This is a genomic window from Anaerolineae bacterium (assembly GCA_016931895.1).
Lineage (GTDB): Bacteria > Chloroflexota > Anaerolineae > 4572-78 > J111 > JAFGNV01.
This window is the reverse complement of sequence record JAFGDY010000212.1, coordinates 1-20,171: the sequence shown is the minus strand read 5'-3', so window position 1 is coordinate 20,171 and position 20,171 is coordinate 1. Positions and strand designations below refer to the sequence as shown.

The window sequence follows — 20,171 nt, the reverse complement described above, 5'->3', positions numbered from 1 at the left end:
AAAGAAGAGACTTCATGGCTCAATCAACCGGAATACCTTCCATAACAGTTGAGGCTCAAACGGCCCATAAAAAGACCAAATTCATTATCGGCGGGGTGGTTATTGCCCTGGCCGTTATTTATCTGATTTACTCCGGCATTCAACACAATGCCACTTACTTTTTAACCGTAGACGAATTGTACGCCAAAGACGATTTACAGTATAATCGGCCAGTTCGTGTCTCGGGCAAAGTGGACGGCGAAACGATTGACTTTAATCACCACGACCTGATTTTAACCTTTGACATTACCAGCGACAGCGGCAAACGGATGCATGTGATTTTCAATGGCCCCCAACCCGACCAGATGCGCCACCAGGCCGAAGCCATTTTGGAAGGCCAATACGACGGCCAGATTTTTACGGCCCACTCTCTCTTGCTCAAATGCCCCAGCCGCTACGAAGAAAACGGCATTGAAGAAGTGCAGCAGGTAGAAGCGGTCAGATAGGGTGGCTGGTGTCAAGGGCCAGGCTTCACGTTATAGATCAATCAGTTCCATAAAAATTAGGGAGACTCTATGCCCCATCTTGGATACATAGCCACCACACTGGCTTTTGCCCTGGCTATTTACGCCGCAGTGGTGGCCGTGGTTGGCGCGCAGCGGCGCATCCCCGAGTTGATCACCAGCGCCCGCAATGCCGCTTTTGGCGTGACCGGGCTGGTGACGATTGCCGTCATCATTATCGAATATCTCCTGATCACGGGCCATTACCAGACCAGGTATGTTTATGAAGTCAGCAATAAGGCCGCTCCCATCTTCTATCGGATGACGGCCCTGTGGGGCGGGCAGGATGGCTCGTTGTTGTTCTGGTCGTGGTTGATGTCTATTTTTGCCACGGCGGTGCTGCTCAAAAAGTGGGGCTCCATGCGCGTTCTGATGCCTTACGTGCTGGCTGTCACCCAAATCACCCTGGCTTTTTTCATTGGCCTGGTAGTATTTGTGGCCAACCCATTTGAGCAATTACCCTTTTTCCCGCCCGACGGCGCCGGCCTCAATCCGCTGCTGCGCCATTGGGGCATGATTATTCACCCGCCCATGTTGTACCTCGGCTTTGTCGGTTTTGTCATTCCCTATGCCTTTGCCATTGCCGCCTTGATTACGCGCCAAACCGGCGATTTGTGGATCCGCGCCACCCGCCGCTGGTCGCTGACCGCCTGGCTGTTCCTTAGCCTGGGGCTATTACTGGGCGGCCGGTGGGCCTACGATGTACTGGGCTGGGGTGGTTACTGGGGTTGGGACCCGGTGGAAAACGCTTCGCTGGTGCCGTGGCTGATTGCCACGCCCTTTTTGCACTCGGTGGTGATGCAAGAAAATAGAGGCATGCTCAAACGCTGGAATATGGCCCTGATCATCCTCACCTTTTTGCTGGTTATCTGGGGTACGTTTACCACCCGCTCCGGCGTGATCTCCTCGGTGCATAGTTTTGCCCAAAGCGCCATTGGGCCGCTGTTTTTTGGTTTTATTGCCATCATGTTCGTCGCGTCCTTTATATTGTATGTACTCCGCTGGGACAATCTAAAATCGGACAACGAATTGGATGCCTTCATCTCCCGCGAAGCCGTCTTTTTGCTGAACAATCTGCTGTTTACCGGCCTGGCCTTTATTGTGTGGTGGGGCAGTAATTTTCCATTATTTTCAGAAGCCCTGATGGATGAAAAAATCGTGGTTGGCCCGCCCTTTTTTGAAAAAACTACCGCACCGCTGTGGGCGGCCATTGTGGTTTTAATGGGCATTGCCCCCCTGGTCCCCTGGCGCAAAGCCTCGCTCAAAAAAATTGGCGATTCGTTGCTCTGGCCCGCAGCGGTGAGCGTTGCGGTGATGGCGCTGTCATACACCGTTGGCAGCATCAAAATTTTTGGCGCGGTGTTAGGTTTTGGTTTTTGCGCCTTTACCCTGGCCGCCACCCTGATTGAATACGGGCGCGGCGTCAGCGCCCGCCACCACAGCCGGGGCGAACCTTATCCGGTAGCCCTGGCTCGACTGGTGGCCCGCCATCGCCGCCGGTATGGCGGATACTTGATCCACATCGCCATTATTTTGATTGCCCTGGGCGTTGTCGGCAGCCGTTTTTACCAGGTTGAGTCGCAACGCAACCTGGCCATTGGCCAAAGTATGGCCATCAGCAGTGAAATGGTGGGAACCTACGAAATCACGTATCATGGCCTGCGCCAGGGACCCAGCCCCGACGACCGGCTCATCACCGAGGCCATATTAACGGTTACGCACAACGGCAAACCCGTTGGCGAACTTGGCCCCACCCGCGAATTTTTTGTGGTCCAGCAGCAGCCGATGACCATTCCCGACAAACGCAGCACCCTGGCCGATGACCTGTACGTGATCCTGGCCGGTTGGGAAGGCGCCGGCGAAACCGCCACTTTTAAAGCCTACATCAATCCCCTGATCAATTGGTTGTGGATTGGCGGAGGCGTGTTGATTTTGGGAACCCTGGTTGCCGCCTGGCCCAATCCGCAGGCACGGCCCCAACGAATCGCCCGCCCGGCGGCCATCCCCGGCGGGGTCGCAGCCGCAAAATAGAGATGAAATGAACCGACTAAAAAATTTCCTAAAGTTCATCATCACTATCGCCATCACTACTTCCTTACTCCTTACTTCCTCCTTCCTTTTGCCCCCTTTCGCCCAAGCCCAAGAAGAACCTGACTTTGATCGCATCAACGATATTGCCAAAAAACTCAACTGCCCCACCTGCACCGGCATCAATCTGTCCGACTGCCGCACCCAAACCTGCGAACAGTGGCGCAATCAAATTGATGAATTGGTGAGCGAGGGTTATAGCGAGCAGGAAGTGCTGGATTACTTTTCCGCCCGCTACGGCGACCAGGTATTACAAGAGCCGCCCCGGCGCGGCTTCTCGTTGGCCTTGTGGGTCTTGCCCGCCATCGCCTTGGCCGCCGGGGGGATTTGGTTGGTCAACACTTTGCGCGGTTGGCGTAAGCAGCAACCCGGTGCCGTGGCTACAACAACCCCTCATTCAACCAAGCCTACCCCGCCTGCCCTCCCCGCCGACTATTTGAGTTTGGTAGAAAAAGATTTGGAACGCGACGAGACGTAAGCTATGACTGAAACCTCTGCCTCAAAATCGTCCACCGGCCGGCCGGTGGTTATGGCCGTTGGCCTGCTGCTTCTATTTGGTTTTTTGGCCATTGTGGCCCTCAACCTGCGCCATACCAAATCCACCGATTTAGCGGGACGTCAAGCGCCGGATTTCACCCTGACCCTGTTTGACCAATTTGCGGAAGAAAAAATTACCCTATCCGATCTGCGAGGCCAGGTGGTGCTCATTAATTTTTGGGCCAGTTGGTGCGTGGAATGTTACAAAGAGGCCGACCTGCTGGAACAGGCCTGGCGCGATTATCAGGATCAGGGCGTTGTTTTCATTGGGATAGATCATCTTGACACACCCCAAGAGGGCCTGGCTTACATGGAAAAATACGGCATTACCTATCCCTCCGGGCCTGACCTGGGCGACAAAATCTCCCAAGATTACGCCATTACCGGCGTCCCGGAAACGTTCATCATAGATAAAAACGGCAATATTGCCCACGTGCAAATTGGCCCCATTAACAAAGCCCAACTCTACGGCCTGCTGGATAAATTGCTCATCCAACCTCAACCTCAACCCTCCCGGAGTTAATTTATGGACATCCTGACCTTGCTCATCACTTTAATCCTGGTTGGCGGCATGCTGGCCCTGGTGCTTTACCCCCTGTGGTCACAAACGCGCCCCGCCAATATTGACTATTCAGGCCGCACCCTGGCCGAAGACGAGGCCCGCTACCAGGCAGTCCTGGCCGCTATCAGAGATTTGATGTTCGATTATGAAATGGGCAAAGTGTCTAGAGAGGACTATGACACCCTACTGCCCCAAACCAAGCTGGAAGCCGCCCGGATCCGGCAACAAATTGATTTGAAGCGCGGGACGGCTGCGCCTGAAATTGACCCCGCCCTTGACGCCGAGATCGAAGCGCTCATTGCCACCTTCAAAGGGAGTCACCTGAACGATAACGAAACCCTACAACAAGAAGTTGACGCCGAAATCCAGACTCTCAAAAACATCCCCCTCAAGGCCCAGACCGGCCAACCGGCCTGTCCCTCTTGCGGCCAGGCCCTTGTGGTTGGCGATACTTTTTGCAGCGGCTGCGGCCAAGCTCTGGCCAACTTTTCCGCCAAAATCGCTAAAAACACCTGCCCTCACTGCCACCATCCCCTTCAACCCGGCGATGCGTATTGCCCTAAATGTGGTATGGTTGTAAATAGTGATCTGGCTATACGAAACCAGGAAATCATCCAAACGGCAGGCAACTAATGATCCCCCAAATAAGAAAGACCAGAAATCTGAATTCAGCTCTCTCCTCCCTCCTCTCTCTTCTCCTTTTACTTTTACTCCTGTTTGCGCTTCCCCTCACCGCCTATGCCCAGGAGCCTGCCCCCTCCACACCGGAGCGAAACGGCGTATTGACCGGACAGGTCATCAACGGCACCACCGGCCAACCCCAGGGCGACCTTGAGGTCACCCTGCATGGCATTCAAAACAATGTCGAAGTGCTGGTCATAACCGCCCAGGCCGGCAGCCAGGGCCGCTATACCTTTGAAAATCTGCCCACCGACCATAACATTTTTTACGTCCTGGAAGGTCAATATCAAAACATCCGTTACTTGAGCGATGGGCCGGGTGTTTTTACCCCCAGCAGTACCGAAACCACGCTCGATTTGCAGGTTTATGAAACCACCCCCAGCGCCGAGGCCATCAGCATTGGCCAGATGCACTATATATTAACTTTTATCCCCGCTGCCGTAAATGTGGCCCAAATTTTTGTTGTCAATAACCAGGGCGACCGCACCTACACGGGGCAGAACGGCCAAACCTTTACCTTTGCCCTGCCCGACAATGCCACCAACATCCTGTTCCAGGAGGACTCGCCGGGCGCTCGTTTTAGCAAAACCTCGGACGGATACGCCGACACCGCGCCTATTCCCCCGGGGACAGGGAATTTTACCGTGATAGCCCGGTATGATCTTCCTTTTACTGACGACGCGCTGACCATCAAAGTCCCCATTCCGGCCGCCGTGGCCGCGTTGAACGTGCTGCTGCACCAACAGGGAGCCACCCTCACCAGCAAGCAACTGCAATTCATCGAAACCCGCCAGATTCAGGGCGAAAGCTACGCCCTTTTTAGCGGCGGCGGTTTGGGTCAGGGCAACACCCTGACCCTGCAATTAAACAATCTGGATTACCTTGATTTGACCGGCGTTCCCGGCGCAAGTCCTGCCGCCCCCGGCAGTCAAATTGATCAAAACCTGCTCCGCTGGCTTATCCTGGGCCTGGGCATCGTGGCCATTATTGTGGGCGGGGTTATTTACCCGTTCATCCGCCCCCAACTGGCGCATCCGGCCGCGCTTGATTATAATGACCCACAGGCCCGGCGTGAGAAATTGTTATTAACGCTGGCCCGGCTGGATGAAGCCTTTGCCGCCGGCGAGCTTGACGAAACGGTTTACCGTCAAGCCAGGACCGGGTACAAAGCCGAGCTGGCCAAAACAATGGAGTGAGGGAATGAGTTATGTCCAATGGCAAACTGTGGACAGAACGTGACCGTTTTGGCAACGAAATTTACTTGACTCGGGAACGTTGGGCGCAGATCATTCATTCTGATAATCATCCAGAAGTCGAACCTTTTTTGGATTATGTAGCAGAGACAATTCGGCTGGGGCGTCGCCGTTAAGACCATTACGACCCAAATGGCTACCAGTATTTCCAAACCTATCCCGGTTTACCGAATGGCAATACCCACCTGGTGGTCTGTGTTCGTTTTTGTTGGCCCACTTATCCAGACGGCACGGTACATGAAGAAAAGTTTGTAACAACGGCCTACTTCCAGGTATTTTAAGGAGTGCATGATGAATGAGATAAAAATCAACTATGATGAAGAGGCTGACGTGCTTTATGTTTCTTTTGGGCAAAGCGAGCATGTGACCGGCGTTGAACTGGCAGATAATATTCTCTTACGGTTAGATACCGGCAAAACATCCCACCCCACCCCCCGAGCAATTGGCTTAACCTTTATCAGTTTTGCCGGAATGATGACCCAATATAGAGACAAACCATTGCATGTTCCCCTGGCCAACCTCCGAAATCTGCCGGAAGATATTTGGCAAGCAGTTCTGGCCGTAACAACAACTCCACCTGTCAGTGACTTTCTGGCGATTGAGTTATCGCTTTCGCCCCAAGTCCCTCCTTTGCCGGAACGAGTGGCCGCATAATCACATAGACTGCATCACCATGATCAAACTCCACAAACTCAGCAAAACTTTTGGCCACCGCGTGGTGCTGCGGGGCATAGACCTGATCATCGCTGAAGGCGATTTTGTAACGCTGCTGGGCGCCAACGGGGCCGGAAAAACCACATTGCTGCGCCTGGTGGCCAGCCTCAGCAAACCCACCGCCGGGGACATTTTTATCAACGGCTATCGCCTGGCCGACGCCGCCAGCCAATTGCGCCGTTTTATTGGCCTGGTTTCCCACAATACCCTGCTCTACGACGACCTGACCGCCGCGCAAAACTTGCGTTTTTACGCCCGCATGTACGACATACCGGAGGCGTCCCAACGTATTGAAACCGTTTTAAATCAAGTGGGCCTGTGGGGCCGCCACAACGACCCGGTGCGCACCTACTCGCGGGGCATGCAGCAGCGGTTGGCCATTGCCCGCGCCATTTTGCCTAACCCGCCCATCCTGCTGCTCGACGAACCCGACACCGGCCTGGACCAGCACGCGGCGGATATGTTGGGCCACCTGCTCAGCGCCGTCGGCGTTAGCCGGCGGACCATTTTAATGACCACGCACAACCTGGAGCGAGGGCTGTCCCTGGGCAAACGGGTCGCCATTCTGGCCAGGGGCAAAATCGTCTACGATGTCCGGCGGCAGGATGTTGGCGTGGCCGAACTGCGGGAGCAGTACCACAAATATATCACGGATCATGGTCGAATCAGCTAATTCCCTGGACAGCACCACCCCTATCTTGCCGACTTTGCCGCACCGTTTGGGGGGCTATTTACGCAAAGTGCTGGCCATTGTGGGCAAAGACATCACCACCGAACTGCGCACCAAAGAAATGGTGGGGGCGATGTTTGTTTTTTCGCTGCTGATTCTCTTTATTTTCAACTTTGCTTTTGACCTGCGGGCGGACAATGTCCAAACCCTGGCCCCCGGTGTATTGTGGATTGCTATCACCTTTGCCGGGATGTTGGGCCTCAGTCGCAGCTTTATTCTGGAACGGGACCGGGGAGTACTAGACGGCCTGCTGCTGGCCCCTGTTGACCGCAGCGCCATTTACTTTGGCAAAATGATCGGCAACGTGCTCTTTATCAGTTTTGTGGAAATCATCATTTTGCCTTTTTTTATCATCCTCTTTAATCAACCATTGGCCATCATACCCCAATTGGGGGGCGTCATCATTTTAGGCACCATTGGTTTTGCCGGCGTGGGCACGCTTTTTTCGGCTATGGCCGTGCATACCCGCGCCCGCGAGGTATTGCTGCCCATTATGCTTTTCCCGGTCATCATCCCCGTGATGCTGGCCGCGGTGCGTTTGACTGCGGGCATTTTGGATAACCTCCCCTTTGCCGACATTCAGCACTGGCTGGCTCTGTTGGTGGTGTTTGACCTTGTTTTTATTGCGGCTTCGTTTGTTTTGTTTGAATTTGTGGTGGAGGAATAGAAGGCGCGGAAAGTAAGGCCGCGCGGCCGGTGGCCCCGGCTATGGGTTGAGCCAATGCCGGCCAAAACCGGGCCTGCGTTGGGTAGTGGAACAAATCGGAAAAGGAAAAAATTGTGGGAATAGCAGCCGATATTGCCATTATTGTGGTAGCCGGATTAATTGGCGGCATCATTGCCCAACAATTGAGGCAACCCTTGATCCTGGGCTATATTTTGGCCGGGATAATGGTTGGCCCGTTTACGGGCGGGATAACCGTATCCAATACCCACGATATTGAATTATTGGCCGAGATAGGCGTTGCCCTTTTGCTTTTTGCCGTAGGCTTGGAATTCTCCTTAAAAGAGTTAAGGCCCGTTCGTTATATTGCCTTGATCGGTACTCCCATCCAAATTTTGCTTGTCATCGTCCTGGGCTTTGGCATTGGGCAACTTTTGGGCTGGGCATGGCTCAACGCGCTTTGGTTTGGGGGAATGATCGCCTTGTCCAGCACAATGGTCACTCTGAAAACGTTGATGAGCCAGGGACAAATGGGCACTCTTTCCAGCCGGGTGATGGTGGGGATGTTGCTTGTTCAAGACCTGGCCGTGGTACCGCTCATAATCATTTTGCCCCAATTGGATAAACCGGGCGCGGGATTGCCCGCGCTGGGCCTGGCAGCCTTAAAGGCCGCCCTGTTTCTGTTTTTGATGGTATTTGTGGGCACTCGCGTGCTTCCTCGCGTGCTGGCTTACATTGCCGGTTGGAACTCAAGAGAGTTATTTTTATTGGCTATCACGGCTATCGGTTTAGGGATTGGTTACGCCACCTACCTGTTTGGATTGTCGTTTGCCTTTGGCGCGTTTGTAGCCGGAATGGTGTTAAGTGAATCGGATTACGGCCATCAAGCCCTCAGCGATATTATTCCTGTGCGAGATCTGTTTGGATTGCTCTTTTTTGTTTCGGTGGGAATGCTGTTAGACCCTGTCTTTCTGCTGGAAAATTGGAGTACCATATTGGTAGTGATGCTTCTGGTGGCCGTGGGCAAAGGCTTGATTTTTGGGGCCTTGAGCAAGATTTTTAATTATGGCAACATTGTTCCGCTGGCGGTAGGGTTGGGACTATTTCAGGTAGGGGAATTCTCCTTTGTGTTAGCCCAGGTAGGCATTGGCGCCAACTCAATCAGCAACAACCTCTATGCCCTCATCCTAACCACGGCCATTGTGACCATGGCCTTAACTCCCCTAGTGTCAGGGTTGACCACGCCCCTGTATGCCTTGCGCAAACGTTGGTTTGGGCGGGAGCCGTTACAAACCCTCAATCTGCCCGAAGCCGGCTTGTGCGACCATGTGGTGATAGCCGGTGGGGGCCGGGTGGGGCAGTATGTGGCCCAAGTTCTACAGCGTTTAGACCTGGCCTTTGTTATTATTGAAATAAATCATCAAAGAGTGATCCAAGCCAAAGACAATGATTTTCCTATAATTTATGGCGACGCCAGTCAAAACGTAGTTTTGGAGGCGGCCAAGATTAAGCAAGCCTGCCTTGTTCTCGTCACCACTCCGGCCATTATTGTCACTCAAATCATTGTTGATCAGGTGCGCCGCTCAAATCCAACCGTGCACATTGTGGCCCGGGCGGAAGGGATCGAGCAAATGCAGGTTCTGCGCGAACTCGGTGTTTATGAGGTTGTCCAACCGGAATTTGAAGCCGGTCTGGAAATCACCCGGCAAACATTACTCCATTTGCATATTCCCGCCACCGACATTCAAAGATTTACCGACACCATCCGCCGCGAACTATATGCCCCCCTTTATCATACCCACGACGAATATCAAACTATCGCTCAACTCCAAAATGTTTCGCACTTGTTAGAAGTAAGCTGGGTCAGGCTGCCTGCCCACAGTCCCCTGGTTGGGCGTACTATCGGGGAGCTAAAAATTCGGAGCGAGACCGGCGTTTCTGTGGTTAGCGTGATGCGCGATGGCACATTGCAGCCCAACCCCAACGCCGACTATCAATTTGCCGTTGGGGATTTGGTGGCCGTGATGGGGAATTTTGAACAATTGGCCGCCTTTCAAACAATGGCTACTCCTACGTAAATCTAAACAGGTGTTGCTTGAAAGTGAGAGTAAAACTATGCCTATTATTTTTTCTTCAGCGCTCACTAAAAAATACATTGTGCAGACCAGATACAAATCTGGTGTGTGGAAAGAGCATGCCTCTTTTAGAAGCCTGGCACAAGCCAAACAGGCTATTCAGCAGCTAAAACGTCAAAATTCTGAAATTGAATCTCGTATTTTGAATCGCTTTACCAGGCAGGTCGTCAAATTTTAGGTTTTCAGATAAATTGGGTATTTGTGGTTTATCCTTGCGATCTGTCAGAGGAGAAAATAATTGGCTCAAACAACACTTCCTGAACAACAGGAAAAAACGCCGGACGGTTTCAACTGGGGGGCGCTGCTGACCATTGCGTGCGCTGTGTTGATGCTGGCCGCCCTGTATTTGGCCCTGGTCTGGGCGCCGGATGCGGCCAATCTCGCCTCGCCGGCCGAGCGGTACGCCCAGCGCATTTTTTACTTCCACGTGCCCGCGGCGTGGATTGGGTTCCTGGCCTTTATTGTGGCCGCGGCGGCCGCCGTACTTTATCTCAGCACCCGCAAGCAAAAATGGGATATGTGGGAGTTGGCCTCGGTGGAAATTGGGCTGGCCTTTTTTACCATGGTCATTGTCAGCGGCTCCATCTGGGCCAAACCCACCTGGAATGTTTGGTGGACGTGGGACCCTCGTTTGACCATCTCGGCCATTGGCTGGCTGCTTTACCTGGGCTATCTGATGCTGCGTGGGGCCATTGACCACCCGGAGCGCCAGGCTCGTTTTGCCGCCGTTTACGCCATTATGGCGGCGGTTTCCGTGCCCCTCAACTGGCTGGCCATCCGCTGGTGGCGCACCATTCACCCGGCCGTGGTGGCGGCCAACCAGAGCCAGGAAGCCCAGGGCGGTTTTGGCATGTCGCCCAATATCCGCGCCACCCTGCTGTTCTGCCTCTTTGCCTTTACCGTTTTTTACCTCACCTTGATGTACCACCGAATTAAGCTGGAAAGTCTAAAACGGCGGGTGGAGACGTTGAAGCAGGAAATGTATTATCAATGAGGCCTATTGTTCAAAAGAATACCTTAACCAAGATAGCCTGCCCAAAGTAGGGAGATGGTGAAAAAACCAGGATAAACGATATGTATTCAAAACCCAAAATTAAGTGGTTTGAACAAATCCCCAAAGTTGAACTCCATTTGCACCTGGAAGGGGCCATTCCCCACCAGGCCCTGTGGGCACTGGTGCAGAAGTATGGCGGAGACCCCCTGGCGCCGGACCTGGCCGCGCTTAAACAACGCTTTGCCTACAAAGATTTTCCCCACTTCATTGATACCTGGGTCTGGAAAAACCAATTTCTGCGCGAGTATGAGGATTTTACCTTTATCGCCGCCGCCGTCGCCCGGGACCTGGCCCGCCAAAACATCCGGTACGTGGAGGCGTTCTACTCTCCACCGGATTTTGCCCGGCACGGTTTGGAAACGCAAAAATTAACCGAGGCCATCCGGGCCGGCCTGGCCCAGGTGCCGGAGATTCAGGTGGCGCTGGTGGCCGACCTGGTGCGGGACTTTGGCCCGGAAAGAGCAGCCCTCACCCTGGCCGAGCTGCATGAGGCGCAAGCTTTGGGCGTGGTCGGCATTGGCATTGGCGGCTCGGAGCAAGATTTTCCGCCGGAACCATTTGCCGATGTTTTCCAAGAAGCCAGACGTTTGGGCTTTCACACCAGCGCCCACGCCGGCGAAGCAGCCGGCGCGGCCAGCATTTGGGGCGCCATCCGCAGTTTGCAGGCGGAACGCATTGGCCACGGCACCCGGGCCCAAGAGGATGACCGTCTGCTCGATTACCTGGCCGAACACCGAATTCCGTTGGAAATGTGCCCCCTGTCTAACGTGCGCACCAAAGTGGTTAATTCCATCAAGGCACATCCTATCCGGCGCTACTTTGAGCATGGCCTGCTGGTGACGGTCAATACCGATGACCCCCAGATGTTTGGCAATTCCTTGTCCCAAGAATTCTGGCTGCTGGAAACAAAACTGGGCTTTTCTCACGCCGAGATCCAAACCCTGATTTTGCAAGCCATCCAGTCCGCGTGGCTGCCCGCCGCCAAAAAACAACAGCTTAATGACACATTTTGCCGGGACCCGGCCTGGCAGTTGACAACATGAAACCAATCCATTTCATCGTTATGGAAAAGCATTTGCTTTCCAAAAGTCAAAAGGAGGTATGATGCCTAAAATAGAAAAAGACGAAACAAGAGAAGAACGTATCTCAATGGAAGCCATTGTAGATGCGTATGGCCCGGAAGAACAGGCCATGGGCTGGTACTATTATCTCGACGACAAAATCCGCTTTCCCTTTACCGCCGCGTGCATCCAGGAGAGGCAAATCTCTCCTTTGAAAAAAGGCGAAAAGGTGAGGGTTCTGCAAATGGCTACCGAAGACGAATGTTTGCGGGAGATGTTTGTGAAAGTAGAGTGGGCGGAACGCGCTTTTGGCGTGCCCCTGGCCCAACTCAAACCCATTGACGTTGATGAGGAAACGGAAGAGGCCATAACCGATTGGCATTACTGGGTAGCCAGGGGTTATGAGTTTTAGATAATGGAGGAGGCCCATGATTTATCTGGCCGCAGGTTACACCGTTTTTTGGATTGTGTCTTTTGTGTTAATCTATAGTATGATTAGCCGCCAACGAAATTTGGAAAAAGAGCTAAAAACGTTGGAACAACTCGCGCAACGCGAGCAAGGTCAAAAATAGAGTAAGCGCCACGCGCCACTGCCAGAACTTGGCAAATTTGTTATTTTCAGGAGAGGATAAATGCAAGTAGATTTTAAGTATGGCTGTAACCCCCATCAAACCCCGGCCTGGATGCTGATTGAGCAAGAACCGGCCCCGTTACAGGTACTCAACGGCAAACCGGGCTACATCAATATGCTCGACGCCCTGGGCGCGTGGCAATTGGTCCGCGAGTGCCGTGCGGCCACGGGCCAGGCCAGCGCGGCCTCGTTCAAACACACCAGCCCCGCCGGAGCCGCTATTGCCCGGCCTTTAACGGAGGCATTTTGCCGGTCGCAAATGCTGTCCCAGGTTGACCTCTCGCCGGTGGCTACCGCTTACGCCCGCGCTCGCGGGGGGGATCGGATGAGTTCCTTTGGCGATGCCGTAGCCGTGAGCGATCCGGTGGACGTGTCGCTGGCCAATTTGCTGGCCGCGGAAGTTTCAGACCTGCTGATCGCCCCGGCTTACGAGCCGGAAGCGCTGGAAATCCTCAAGGCCAAAAAGGGCGGCGGGTTTCTGGTGCTGCAAATTGACCCCGACTACGAGCCAAAAACAATAATGGACAACCGCGACGTATTTGGCTTTACCCTCCAGCAAAAAAGAAATACGGCGCAGCTCACGCCGGAACATTTTCAAAACGTGGTCAGCGCCAAAAAAGAAATTCCGGCGGATGTGCTGGAAACGCTTTTGGTGGGCACTATTGCCTTAAAATATACCCAATCAAATTCGGTGTGCGTGGCTTACGATGGGCAAGTGATTGGCATGGGCGCCGGGCAGCAGTCTCGCATTCACTGCACCCGCCTGGCCTGCGACAAGGCCGAAAAGTGGTTTTTGCAGCAGCACCCGCGCGTGCTGGATTTGCCGTTTAGAGAGGGGCTGAAAAAACCGGAAAAGGCCAACGTGGTTGACCAGTATCTGCTGTGGGAACAACTCTCCCAGCCGGAAGAGAAGGCCATGCTGGCCGGCCTGACCCAAACCCCGGCGACTATCCGCCGCGAAGAACGGCTGGCCTGGCTCAAAGACTTTGACGGGATTTGTCTCTGCTCCGACGCCTTCATCCCCTTCCGCGATAACATTGATCGCGCCAGTCGCAGTAACGTGCAATACGTGGCCCAGGCCGGCAATTCCTTGCGCGATGCCGAAGTGACCGCCGCGGCAGAGCAATACGGCATGGTGATGGTACACACGGGCATGCGGTATTTTTTGCACTGATCCGTTGGGCCGGTAAGAAATGCGTTAAAATTGCGTCGTATAATAAAGTAGGGCTTACGCACGTTCCAGGTGACAGTCACTTTGTAAGTGACTGTCACCTCTGGAACACATCAACGATTTGCGTAAGTCCTATAAGGGTTATTTTCAGAGGAGTTAAATAGTGGGAGTTGCTGCATCAGAAGCAGGGGGCCGGCGCAATGTAATGGGCCATGCTTTAATGTTCATTGCCGGCTTTACCCTGGTATTTGTGGTGTTTTTTGGCGCGCTGGCCGGGCTTATTTTTGGCGCATTGGGCCGGATGAACGCGCAAGAATGGCTGGTGATGGTAGGGGGGATTTTGCTGATTGTGCTGGGCATCCACATGGCGGGAACGCTCAAGTGGCTGGTCAAGCGTTTAGACCCAATGCCGTCGCTGCAAAAACCATTGGCCTGGGTTGACCAAAAACTGGACGAGTTGATTTTGCCGGAACGGCGCAAACAAGCCGGTTACGCCCAATCGCCCGGGCTTATTCGCTCGGCGGTGGTGGGAATGGCCTTTGCCGCCGGGTGGACGCCTTGCGTGGGGCCGCTTTTGGGAGCAATTTTAACTCTGGCCCTGAACGCTTCGATGAACGCCAGTCGGGCCGGAGCGGTGCTGCAATCAACCGCGCTGCTGTTTGCCTACTCAATGGGGCTGGCTATTCCTTTTCTGATCGTGGCCTGGATATTGAACAGAAGCAGTGGTTTTTTGCGCCGTTTGAATCGCCATGTTCACCTGATTGAGCTGATGAGCGCGGTTTTGCTGATTGGCATTGGCCTTTTACTGGTTTTTGGCACGCTGAGCGCCCTTAACCAATACTTCACTTTTCTGGGCGAACAGCCGGAATGGGTTTACCAACTGGAAACCTCTTTATCCAGCAGCGGGATTACCATACCCCTGGCTTTTGTGGCCGGGCTTCTTTCGTTTCTTTCGCCGTGCGTGCTGCCGCTGATTCCGGTATACCTGGGTTATTTGACCGGAGTGGCGGCGGTAAATTATGACAAGTAAGCCTATGAACGAACTGACCCAAACCCCGGCCGTTGGTGGCTTTCGGCGCGGGCTGGTGCTGTGGCTGCACTGGCGCATTTTGTGGCTATCCCAACATTGGTTGGCCGTTTTTAACACGTTTTTTTTGCTCTACGTAGGCTTGCCCTTTTTGGCCCCTGTTTTGCTGGCTAACGGTTATAGCGGCCCGGCGCATATCATCTATTCCGCCTACCAGATAACGTGTCACCAATTTCCCTCGCGGGCCTATTTTATTGAGGGCGAACAGGTGGCCCTCTGCCAACGAGATATTGCCATTTACGCCACCCTTTTAGGGGGAGGGCTAATCTTTAGTTTGATACGCCACCGGCTCAAACCACTGGCTTTGCGCTGGTACGTGTTTTTTCTGGTGCCCATTGCCCTGGATGCGGGTATGGCCATGGCCAGCGAATGGCTACAAGCGGGCATATCAATGATGGCTTTGTGGGCCATCGGATTCATTGCCATGGGCCTCACCAGTATCATTCTGCGCAGTCAAAACTACCTCACCTGGCACAGCTATCTGTTTTTTGCTTTTGGCCCCCTGGCCCTGCTTTATCTACATTTCTTTTTTCCCCACCAGAGCAATTTGCTCTTGCGTAATTTGACCGGTTTTATCCTGGGCGCGGGCACGGTTTGGTATCTTTACCCACCGCTAGAGGATAACTTCAGGGATATTCAGGCAGAGGTGACGGCCAAGTTGGCCAGGGCGTCAGCTTAAGCATAGACCCCTCGATGTTCCGGGGGCAGCATTTCGGCTATTTTCTGCATCATCAGCGTGGTCAACTCGCGGGGGACTTCGTGTTTGTAGGGCGGCGAACCGGCCAGCGTCGCTACATCCAACGGCTCGCCTATGCAAATGTGGATTTGTGTACGTTTCCAGCCGATGGCAAAATCCTGGGTGCCCCACACGGCGGTGGGGATAACCGGCACCTGATGCTCAAGGGCCAATTTAACCACGCCCACTTTCCCTCGCTTCAATTGAGCCGTACGGCCGCGGGTTCCTTCAGGATACATAAACAAAAGCTGGCCGGCGGCCAAAACCTGACCAGCCTGGCCCATGGCCCAGGTATCCCCCTCGCCCCGATTGACCGGGAAAGAGCCTAATTGCCGAATGGCCCAACCAAACAGGGGATTTTTATACAACTCTCTTTTGGCCATAAAATGAGGATGGCGCGGCAACGCCAGGCCGGTGTAAATTATGTCGTACAGGCTAAAATGATTGCTGGCCACAATCCCCGGCCCGGCGGGTGGGATATTTTCCAGGCCCGTACATTCAACCCGGGCCATTGCCCAAAATAGAGATTTTAGAACAGTTCTGGCAAAACGGGTGAAGCCTGTTTCGTAGTTGTACCAGGTTACTGTATCGCGCCAGTCAGATTTTTTGGCAGCCGATGGGGTTAAATCTGTCATACTTTTCTCAACTTCCTTTTGGCCGCAAACAGGCCAAAACCTGTTCGCTGTGGGTTTCAGGTTTGACTTTGCGGAAAATCGCCTCAATCCGGCCGTCAGGGCCGATGATGAAGGTGCTGCGCTCGACGCCCCAATATTTTTTGCCGTACATTGACTTTTCTACCCACACGCCGTATTTTTCGGCCACCTCGTGATTTTCGTCGGACAATAAGGTGAAGGGTAAGTTTTCTTTTGCTTTGAATTCGGCCTGGCGCGCAACCGGGTCGGGGCTGACGCCCAAAACCACTGCCTCAGCGGCTTGATATTGCGGGAAATCATCACGGATTCCCTGGGCCTGCACAGTTCAGCCGCCGGTCATTGCTTTGGGGAAAAAATAAAGCACTACCCGTTTGCCCCGCAAAGTGGACAATTTGACCGGAACGCCGGCGTCGTTCAATAGTTCAAAATCAGGGGCTAAATCATTTTGATTGAGCATTTTTACCTCCTTGAAATGATTCGGTGATTGTTTTTTTAAATGTAATTCTGAGGCCGTAGGCCGAAGAATCTCTTTAGAGCGTAACTTGGCCTTGCTGGCGTAACGCTCTAAAGAGATTCTTCCTATCTGTGGCCACCTGGGTTCATCTGCGGATCCCTTTGGGATGAGTCAATAACCAGGGCCAGGGATAAAAGGGCGGCCAGATAGCCCAGGTAGTTCTCGTTTAAAAACCGCGACATATAAAAAAAGGCAAACAGCAGCACCACATAGCCGTATAACATTGTGCCCATTGTATTATAACCACTCTGCCGCCAGAGCAACAATAACAGCAGGGGCGCAGCGACCGCCAGCTCGGTGAGCCAAAAGGGCCAGTAAGCCAGACGATCGGGCACTAATTGAAAGGCCAGAATAAAATTGCTCAAACCCCACCCCCGGATTTGGTAGGTTTGGGCAGCGGTGCCCGCGCTCCAGCGCCACACGTCGTCATACATGGCCTCCGGACTCCAGACAAACCAGGGGCCAATCACCAGGAGCATGGCCGCCAACGTGGGCCAGGCGCGTTGGATGAGGGTTTTTAGCAAAAACCACCATTGCCGGCGGGGAGGCAGGAAACGGTTGCCCCACGCATCGCGCAATAAAAACAGAAACCAGAAGGGGGCCAAAAACCAGGCGGTTGGTTTGCTGGCGCAGGCCAGGCCAAAGGCCAGCGAGCCAAGCCACATCCCCCATTTTTGACGTCCGGCCTGTTGCCCCCACTGCAATAGCCATAAGGCCAGAATAATCCAGAACAGGATGAAGGAGTCATTTTGCCCAAAAATAACGTCGCTGGCCAAAATGGGGTTGAGGCCCAGCAGCATCACGGCCAATAGTTTTTCCGGGCGAGTGGGGGCCAAAGTTTGGGTCAAAACCAGGGTCAGGGCAAAAAGCAATAGGTACACAAAACGCTGGTCAAACCAGCCCAGAAGGGCGTGACCGAACCAGTAAAAGGGCGTGGAAAAAACAAAGGTCCAGGGCAGGTAGGGATAATGATATAAGGCGGTGCGGAACTCGATGCCCCATGCGGCCATTGGCGTATTGAGATAATCTTCCAGGTAGGGGCTTTTGCCGGCCAGGAAATATTCTATGGTACTTTCGGTTTGAATTACGCCGCCGTCGTGGGTGTAGGCGGCGGGGCCGGTGATGTGCCGCAGGCCAATGAGCAGAAAGGTTCTGCCAAAAACCAGGATGAGCACAATGGCATAAATCAGCCCCAACTTAAGCCAATAGGTGGATCGTTTGCCTAAAAAGCTACGGCCGGCATCGGTGATGAAATACAGGGCGGTCAAACCGAAGGCAATACTAATCAGCACCAGCGTCACCGGGTCCGACAGCCAATCGGCCAACAGATCAAGGCTGGCGGTGGGCCACCAACCGCCCACCAGGCGGCGCACGTCCTCGTGGCGTTGGGGCAAGACGGTATCGGCCAGGGTGTCAATGCGCACCCGGGCAATGACCAGGATAAATAAAATCAGCACGTCCAACGATTTTTTCACGGCGTCTCTCTCAGCTGCGCATTATACCACCAGGCGGGCGATAGCGCAGAAACGGCAGCTTGTTTGATTTATAGGCCCAGAATGATGCTGGCCACGGTAAAATAAATGAATAAGCCGGTAGCGTCTACCAGCGTACTCATCACCGGCCCGGAAACAACGGTGGGGTCTATACCCAGCCGCTGCACCAATAGCGGCAAGAGCGAACCGGCGCTGGTGGCCCACACCACAATACACAAAACAGAGACCCCCACGGCCAGCGCCAGTTGAGCATCTTTCACCCACACTACGGCTAAAATAAACGCAATTACGGCCATGCCCAAACCCAGCACCAGGCCAATGCCAAACTCATGCAACCAGACCCGCCAGGCGTCACTCCATTCAACATCGCCAACGGCCATGGCCCGGATGATGGTCATAGTGGTTTGCGAACCGGCATTACCGCCGGTGCCAATAAGCAAGGGAATAAAAATGGCCAGGGCCACCACCGCCTCTAAGGTGCCCTGGAATAAAGCCATTACCCCGCCGGTTAAAGTAGCCGTAAAAAACAAAATCAGCAGCCAACCAATTCGTTTGCGAGTGATGGTCAAAACGCCGGTGTCCAGGTAGGCCCGGTCCAGGGGTTGCGCGCCGCCCAAACGTTGGATGTCTTCCGAGGCCTCGCTTTGCAGCACGTCAACCAGGTCGTCAATGGTGATGACCCCCAGCAGATAATGGTTTTCAGGGTCCACTACCGGCAGGGCCAGCAAGTCATAGCGCTGCATCAGTTCGGCGCAATGTTCCTGGTCTGTATCGGGGGTGACAAAAATCACATCCGGTTCCATAATTTCCAGGATGGTGGTTTTGGGACTGGCCACAATCAATTGGCGCAAGTTGACCATGCCCACCAATCGCTGTAAACGGTCGGTGACAAAGAGGTAGTAGATGGTTTCTTCGTCGGGGTGCCAGGCCCGGATGGCGGCAATAGATTGTTCCGCCGTCCAACGCCGCTGTAAGGCCAGGTAGGCGGAGGTCATCAGACCGCCGGCGGTATCATCGGGGTAGTCAATCAGAGGCTTGACCTTGTGCGCAGCTTCTAACCTGGCCAAAACGGCCAGAGCCTGCTCCGGGCGCAGGTCGTCTAATAAGTCAGCCGCTTCGTCCGGCTCCATCTCGTCCACAATCCGCACCAGGGTACTGAGCGGTAACTGCACGGCCAGTTCTGCGGCTTCCTCGTCGTAAAGCTCTTCAATGATATCTGCCGCATCAGCCGGATTTATTTGATGCAGCAGGGTGGCTTGTTGATCATCGTCCAGATCTGCAAAAATATCGGCCTGGTCGGCCGGGCGAAGGGCCTCGATGACAGACGAGGCAGTAGCGAGGTCGTTTCCTTCAAGCGCAGCGCGTATTTGCGAAAGTACATCATCAAGAACCAACTGCTCCATAGATCACCTCCGGTTCTGCTTCCCCGGAGACAATCAGCCTGCAAATTGCCAATCGGGGTTTATATTTGGGGGGTCAGCATGTAAAAAGGGGGCCAACGCCCCTGGCTATTGGGAACAGGGCCTAAATCGTCCAAATTATTATACCATCTGTTTTCAAGCTTAGGATGAAAACATTAATATTTTCTCAAGTCAAGCCAAAAATTAAGAGATATTTTACCCCGCATGGGGAAAACCATAAAACCCTAAGCCTTTAACACAATTCCGGCTGATTTTACCTCAACCATAAAATGGACACAAATGAGAGCATAAGCGGAGTGAAGATTTTAATAACCGGGCCATAAAGAATATAATATCTGGCAACATTTTGGGGATTAATAAACTCGACTTTTGCAGGAGAATAGGAAAGGGAAAAAAGGGATAAAAAAGGGGCAAAATAGTTGGGATTGAAGGGCTAGCAGTTGG

Annotated in this window: 23 protein-coding genes; 19 read left to right on the top strand and 4 right to left on the bottom strand. The window is 53.6% G+C overall.

All coding sequences use genetic code 11. The features are described from left to right. The first annotated feature begins 14 nt into the window (after positions 1 to 14). The 19 genes from JW953_15770 (at position 15) to JW953_15680 (ending at position 15,589) form a co-directional block, all read left to right on the top strand. Entirely contained in the window at positions 15 to 485 is a 471-nt protein-coding gene (locus JW953_15770) for a cytochrome c maturation protein CcmE (protein ID MBN1994156.1), read from the top strand. A 69-nt stretch (positions 486 to 554) separates the two neighbouring features. After that, positions 555 to 2,573 (top strand): heme lyase CcmF/NrfE family subunit, encoded by a 2,019-nt coding sequence (locus tag JW953_15765; GenBank protein MBN1994155.1) that lies wholly within the window; start codon positions 555 to 557, stop codon positions 2,571 to 2,573. 7 nt (positions 2,574 to 2,580) lie between these two features. Beyond that, positions 2,581 to 3,108, top strand: coding sequence for a cytochrome c-type biogenesis protein CcmH (locus JW953_15760; protein MBN1994154.1), 528 nt, complete (start codon positions 2,581 to 2,583; stop codon positions 3,106 to 3,108). Between the two features lie 3 nt (positions 3,109 to 3,111). Continuing rightward, positions 3,112 to 3,690 carry a TlpA family protein disulfide reductase gene (locus JW953_15755; protein MBN1994153.1) on the top strand — a complete coding sequence of 193 codons (579 nt, stop codon included), beginning with the start codon at positions 3,112 to 3,114 and terminating at the stop codon, positions 3,688 to 3,690. Positions 3,691 to 3,693: 3 nt separating this feature from the next. Further along, a complete protein-coding gene (locus JW953_15750; GenBank protein MBN1994152.1) occupies positions 3,694 to 4,362 on the top strand; it encodes a zinc-ribbon domain-containing protein in 669 nt (222 codons plus the stop codon). Continuing rightward, a complete protein-coding gene (locus tag JW953_15745; protein MBN1994151.1) occupies positions 4,362 to 5,606 on the top strand; it encodes a hypothetical protein in 1,245 nt (414 codons plus the stop codon). Before JW953_15750 ends, JW953_15745 begins: the two co-directional genes overlap by 1 nt. An 11-nt stretch (positions 5,607 to 5,617) precedes the next feature. Then, positions 5,618 to 5,779: a hypothetical protein gene (locus tag JW953_15740; protein ID MBN1994150.1), complete on the top strand. Its 162-nt coding sequence runs from the start codon at positions 5,618 to 5,620 to the stop codon at positions 5,777 to 5,779. A gap of 175 nt (positions 5,780 to 5,954) precedes the next feature. Beyond that, positions 5,955 to 6,317 carry a DUF2283 domain-containing protein gene (locus tag JW953_15735; protein ID MBN1994149.1) on the top strand — a complete coding sequence of 121 codons (363 nt, stop codon included), beginning with the start codon at positions 5,955 to 5,957 and terminating at the stop codon, positions 6,315 to 6,317. Between the two features lie 19 nt (positions 6,318 to 6,336). Continuing rightward, on the top strand, positions 6,337 to 7,050 hold the full coding sequence (ccmA, locus tag JW953_15730) for a heme ABC exporter ATP-binding protein CcmA (GenBank protein MBN1994148.1): 714 nt from the start codon (positions 6,337 to 6,339) through the stop codon (positions 7,048 to 7,050). After that, positions 7,034 to 7,774 carry a heme exporter protein CcmB gene (locus JW953_15725; protein MBN1994147.1) on the top strand — a complete coding sequence of 247 codons (741 nt, stop codon included), beginning with the start codon at positions 7,034 to 7,036 and terminating at the stop codon, positions 7,772 to 7,774. The genes ccmA and JW953_15725 overlap by 17 nt, the downstream gene beginning before the upstream one ends. Positions 7,775 to 7,887: 113 nt before the next feature. Further along, entirely contained in the window at positions 7,888 to 9,849 is a 1,962-nt protein-coding gene (locus JW953_15720; GenBank protein MBN1994146.1) for a cation:proton antiporter, read from the top strand. A gap of 37 nt (positions 9,850 to 9,886) precedes the next feature. Continuing rightward, a complete protein-coding gene (locus JW953_15715; protein MBN1994145.1) occupies positions 9,887 to 10,084 on the top strand; it encodes a hypothetical protein in 198 nt (65 codons plus the stop codon). Between the two features lie 150 nt (positions 10,085 to 10,234). Further along, positions 10,235 to 10,900, top strand: a complete 666-nt coding sequence (ccsA, locus tag JW953_15710; protein MBN1994144.1) for a cytochrome c biogenesis protein CcsA — start codon at positions 10,235 to 10,237, stop codon at positions 10,898 to 10,900. Positions 10,901 to 10,980: 80 nt separating this feature from the next. Beyond that, a complete protein-coding gene (gene add, locus JW953_15705; GenBank protein ID MBN1994143.1) occupies positions 10,981 to 12,003 on the top strand; it encodes an adenosine deaminase in 1,023 nt (340 codons plus the stop codon). A gap of 61 nt (positions 12,004 to 12,064) precedes the next feature. Next, positions 12,065 to 12,433, top strand: coding sequence for a calcium-binding protein (locus tag JW953_15700; GenBank protein MBN1994142.1), 369 nt, complete (start codon positions 12,065 to 12,067; stop codon positions 12,431 to 12,433). Positions 12,434 to 12,449: 16 nt separating this feature from the next. After that, positions 12,450 to 12,593: a CcmD family protein gene (locus JW953_15695; protein MBN1994141.1), complete on the top strand. Its 144-nt coding sequence runs from the start codon at positions 12,450 to 12,452 to the stop codon at positions 12,591 to 12,593. A 60-nt stretch (positions 12,594 to 12,653) separates the two neighbouring features. Continuing rightward, complete coding sequence (locus JW953_15690) at positions 12,654 to 13,826, top strand: phosphoribosylaminoimidazolecarboxamide formyltransferase (GenBank protein ID MBN1994140.1); 1,173 nt, start codon at positions 12,654 to 12,656, stop codon at positions 13,824 to 13,826. 766 nt (positions 13,827 to 14,592) lie between these two features. Further along, positions 14,593 to 14,853, top strand: coding sequence for a hypothetical protein (locus JW953_15685; protein ID MBN1994139.1), 261 nt, complete (start codon positions 14,593 to 14,595; stop codon positions 14,851 to 14,853). Next, positions 14,843 to 15,589 carry a DUF2085 domain-containing protein gene (locus tag JW953_15680; GenBank protein ID MBN1994138.1) on the top strand — a complete coding sequence of 249 codons (747 nt, stop codon included), beginning with the start codon at positions 14,843 to 14,845 and terminating at the stop codon, positions 15,587 to 15,589. The genes JW953_15685 and JW953_15680 overlap by 11 nt, the downstream gene beginning before the upstream one ends. Here the strand turns inward: JW953_15680 and JW953_15675 are convergent. The 4 genes from JW953_15675 to mgtE all read right to left on the bottom strand — a co-directional run bounded on the left by JW953_15675 (position 15,586) and on the right by mgtE (position 19,709). Next, the gene (locus tag JW953_15675; GenBank protein MBN1994137.1) at positions 15,586 to 16,281 is read right to left on the bottom strand and encodes a 1-acyl-sn-glycerol-3-phosphate acyltransferase; all 696 of its coding nucleotides are present in this window, start codon (positions 16,279 to 16,281) and stop codon (positions 15,586 to 15,588) included. The two genes, JW953_15680 and JW953_15675, sit on opposite strands and share 4 nt — an antisense overlap. A gap of 7 nt (positions 16,282 to 16,288) precedes the next feature. Continuing rightward, the gene (bcp, locus tag JW953_15670) at positions 16,289 to 16,756 is read right to left on the bottom strand and encodes a thioredoxin-dependent thiol peroxidase (protein MBN1994136.1); all 468 of its coding nucleotides are present in this window, start codon (positions 16,754 to 16,756) and stop codon (positions 16,289 to 16,291) included. Between the two features lie 122 nt (positions 16,757 to 16,878). Then, positions 16,879 to 18,288, bottom strand: coding sequence for a hypothetical protein (locus tag JW953_15665; GenBank protein ID MBN1994135.1), 1,410 nt, complete (start codon positions 18,286 to 18,288; stop codon positions 16,879 to 16,881). 68 nt (positions 18,289 to 18,356) lie between these two features. Continuing rightward, complete coding sequence (gene mgtE / locus JW953_15660; protein ID MBN1994134.1) at positions 18,357 to 19,709, bottom strand: magnesium transporter; 1,353 nt, start codon at positions 19,707 to 19,709, stop codon at positions 18,357 to 18,359. Positions 19,710 to 20,171: the final 462 nt, after the last annotated feature.